We start from the raw sequence: 3,480 nt of genomic DNA, 5'->3' as shown, positions 1-3,480 counted from the left end.
GTCGTCGCGGAGGTGACCATCACGATGCCGAAGCCCGTGAGCAGCAGGGCGGTCGACGCGATCAGCAGGAACTCGAGCGGCACCGGCTCGAACACGCGGCCGAGTGTGACGCGCGCGGTCAGCGCGCGGGAGCGGGATGCGTCCTGCGGGTCAGAGGGCTTCGCCGGGCGCGTCGTCCTCGGGGGTCGCGTCGTGGTGCTCATCCGCTCCCCCTCCTATCCGTGCCCTCACCGCGGCGGCGAAACGTGCGCCGCGGTCGTCGTATCCCGTGAACTGATCGAACGATGCGGCCGCCGGTGCCAGCAGCACCACGTCACCGTCCCGCGCGATCCCGGCCGCCAGCTCGACGGCCCGGTTCATGACTGTCTCAGTCTCGGCGTGGTCGACCTCGAAGACCGGCACCCCGGGGGCGTGTCGCGCGAAAGCCGCGACGACCTCGCCCCGCTCGACGCCGATCACGATCGCGGCGCGGCTCGCGGGACCCCGCTGCGCCACGAGCGCGGCGATGTCGACGCCCTTCAGCTGGCCGCCGACGATCCACACCGCACCCGGGTAGGCCGCGAGGGACGACGCCGCGGCGTGCGGATTCGTGGCCTTCGAGTCATCCACCCAGGTGACGCCGCCCGCGCGCGCGACGACCTCGATCCGGTGGGGATCGAGGCGGAAGCCCTCGAGCGCGGACCGGATCGCGGTGGGCGGGACGTCGAGCGATCGCGCCAGCGCGGCGGCGGCGAGGATGTTCGCGACGATGTGCGGCGCCGCCAGCCCGCGCTCGGCGAGCGCTCCCACGGTCGTGAGCTCGAGCGCCGACGTCCGGCGCTCCTCGAGGAACGCCCGGTCCACAAGGATGCCCTCGATCACGCCGAGGTCGCTCGGCCCGGGGACACCGAGATCGAAGCCGATCGCGCGGGCGCCCTCCACGACCTCCGCCTCCTCGACCATGTGCATGGTGGCCTCATCGGACTTGTTGTAGACGGCGGCCACCTTCGTGCCGCGGTACACGACGGCCTTGGCGTCGCGGTACGCCTCGAACGAGCCATGCCACACGAGGTGGTCGTCGGCGAGGTTCAAGCACACCGACGCATGCGGGGACGGCGATCCGACCCCGTCCTCGAGCCCGAGGTACCAGAGCTGGTGACTCGAGAGCTCGACGACGAGCACGTCGAAGCCGGCCGGGTCGCGTACCGCGTCGAGGATCGGCACGCCGATGTTGCCGCACGGCGCGGCGCGCAGCCCGCCCTCGACGAGCATCGTCGCGGTGAGGCGGGTGGTGGTCGTCTTGCCGTTCGTCCCGGTGATGAGCACCCACTCGGCGGGCGTGCCGTCGGGGCGCAGCACCTTGTCGCGCACGCGCCACGCGAGCTCGATGTCGCCCCACAGGGCCACACCGCTCTCGCGGGCCCATGCCACGACGGGGTGGGACGGGGAGAAACCGGGCGATGCGATGACGACCTCGGGATCGAACGCGCGCAGCTCCGCAGGGACGTCGTCGAGCGGTCCCTGCCACAGCCGTGCGCCGATGACGGGGACGAGCCGTGCGTACTCCTCCGCGGCCCTCTCCGTCACCACGAACACGTCCGCGCCGAGCTCGGCGAGCGTGTCGGCCACCGAGAATCCGGTCGACGCGAGGCCCAGCACGGCGACGCGCAGGCCCTTCCAGTCCGCATGCCAGCTCGTCAGGGAGTCAAGACGCTCGCTCATGTGCGGCTCAGCCATTCCACGTAGAACAGGCCGATGCCGCTGACCGACAGCAGACCGGCGATGATCCAGAACCGCGCGACGATCGTGACCTCGGGCCAGCCCCGCATCTCGAAGTGGTGATGGATCGGACTCATCAGGAACAGTCGCTTGCCGCGCGTCAGCTTGAAGTAGAGCCGCTGCAGGATGACAGAGCCGGACGAGATCACGAACAGACCGGCGATCAGGAGGCCGAGCAGCTCGGTGCGCGTCAGCACGGCCATGGCGGTCACGACGCCGCCGATCGCCATCGAGCCGACGTCGCCCATGAACACCTGCGCCTTGGGCGCGTTCCACCACAGGAAGCCGACGAGCCCGCCCACCACGGCGGCCGCGACGACCGCGAGGTCGAGCGGATCACGCGTGCTGTAGCAGGCCTGCAGCAGCTCGGGCTCGAGCAGGACGCGCGTGCACGCCTGGTTGAACTGCCAGAACGCGATCAGGCTGTAGGCGCCCACGACGAAGATGCCGGCGCCGGCCGCGAGGCCGTCGAGGCCGTCCGTGAGGTTCACGCTGTTGGAGAAGCCCGTGCCGAGCAGCGACAGCCAGACGAGGTACAGCAGCCAGCCGAGCACCGGGCCGAGCGCCATGAACGACAGCACGGGGATGTCGCGGAACAGCGAGACATAGCCGGTGCCGGGGGTCTGACCGTACGCGTTCTCGAAGTTCAGCGCCGCGATCGCGAACGGCACGATCGCGATGACCTGCCCGGCGATCTTGCGCCATCCGCTCAGGCCGTCGTAGTGATCCTGCTTGACCTTCAGATAGTCGTCGATGAAGCCCACGGCGCCGAACGACAGCATGAGCCAGATCACGAGCCAGCCCGAGGGCGTCGGAGGGTTGCCGCCCGCCCAGCAGCCGACGAGATAGCCGATCACGGTGCCGACGATGAAGATCGTGCCGCCCATGGTGGGCGTGCCGCGCTTGACCTCGTGGTCGGGCGCGAGCATCTTCGCGCTCGCGACGCGGATGGGCTGGGCCCAGCCCCAGCGGCGGAACAGCCGGAGGAACACGGGCGTCAGGAACAGCGAGAACGCCAGGGAGATCGCCGCTGCGGTCAGGAGTGATCTCACGAGAACGATTCTCCCAGACGATCGCCGAGGAACCGGAGCCCGGCGGCGTTGGACGACTTCACGAGCACCGAGTCGCCGGGGCGCAGCTCGTCCTCGAGGTAGGCGAACGCCTCGTCCGCGGTCTCGAAGAACACGGCCTCGCCGCTCCACGAGCCCTCCGCGATGGCCGCGAGATACAGGGCGCGTGCCTCCTGCCCGACGACCACGATGCGCGGGATGCGCAGCCGCACGGCCAGCAGGCCGATCTTCATGTGCTCCTCGACCGAGTGCTCGCCCAGCTCGCTCATGGCGCCGAGCACGGCGACCATGCGCTCATCCGGTCCGCTGATCTGCGCGAGGGTGCGCAGCGCCGCGGCGACCGCATCGGGGCTCGCGTTGTATGCGTCGTTGATGATCCTGATGGGTGACTGCGTGAGCACCTGCATGCGCCAGCGCTCGGCGAGCTCGACCGTCTCGATGCGCTCGATGGCGGTCTCGGGGGCGACGCCGAGGGCAGCAGCGGCCGTGATGGCGGCGAGGGCGTTCTTGATGTGGTGCGCGCCCAGCACGCGCAGATGCAGCGGCAGCTCGCGGTCCGCGACCGTCACGGTCGTGCGGGTCCCGGAGGCTGTCACATCGAGGGCGCCGGAGCGCACATCCGCCGTCTCGGCCTCGCCGAACCAGCGCACCT

At 70.5% G+C, this 3,480-nt stretch carries 3 protein-coding genes; all 3 read right to left on the bottom strand.

Annotated features, from left to right (window positions below; translation table 11 throughout):
- Nucleotides 1–150 precede the first annotated feature (150 nt).
- Complete coding sequence (gene murD, locus RIF89_RS12465; RefSeq protein WP_309069427.1) at nucleotides 151–1,701, bottom strand: UDP-N-acetylmuramoyl-L-alanine--D-glutamate ligase; 1,551 nt, start codon at nucleotides 1,699–1,701, stop codon at nucleotides 151–153.
- Complete coding sequence (mraY, locus tag RIF89_RS12460; RefSeq protein ID WP_203135523.1) at nucleotides 1,698–2,810, bottom strand: phospho-N-acetylmuramoyl-pentapeptide-transferase; 1,113 nt, start codon at nucleotides 2,808–2,810, stop codon at nucleotides 1,698–1,700. Before mraY ends, murD begins: the two co-directional genes overlap by 4 nt.
- On the bottom strand, nucleotides 2,807–3,480 hold a 674-nt coding region (locus RIF89_RS12455; protein ID WP_309069426.1), incomplete at its 5' end, for a glutamate ligase domain-containing protein. The genes mraY and RIF89_RS12455, both read right to left, overlap by 4 nt.

Origin of the sequence: Microbacterium sp. (assembly GCF_031178525.1) — a bacterium.
GTDB lineage: Bacteria > Actinomycetota > Actinomycetes > Actinomycetales > Microbacteriaceae > Microbacterium.
This window is presented reverse-complemented; position numbering and strand designations above follow the sequence as displayed.

Excerpts from the sequence above, each read along its gene's own strand:
- murD (WP_309069427.1), bottom strand. The coding sequence starts at position 1,701 with ATGAGCGAGCGTCTTGACTCCCTGACGAGCTGGCATGCGGACTGGAAG.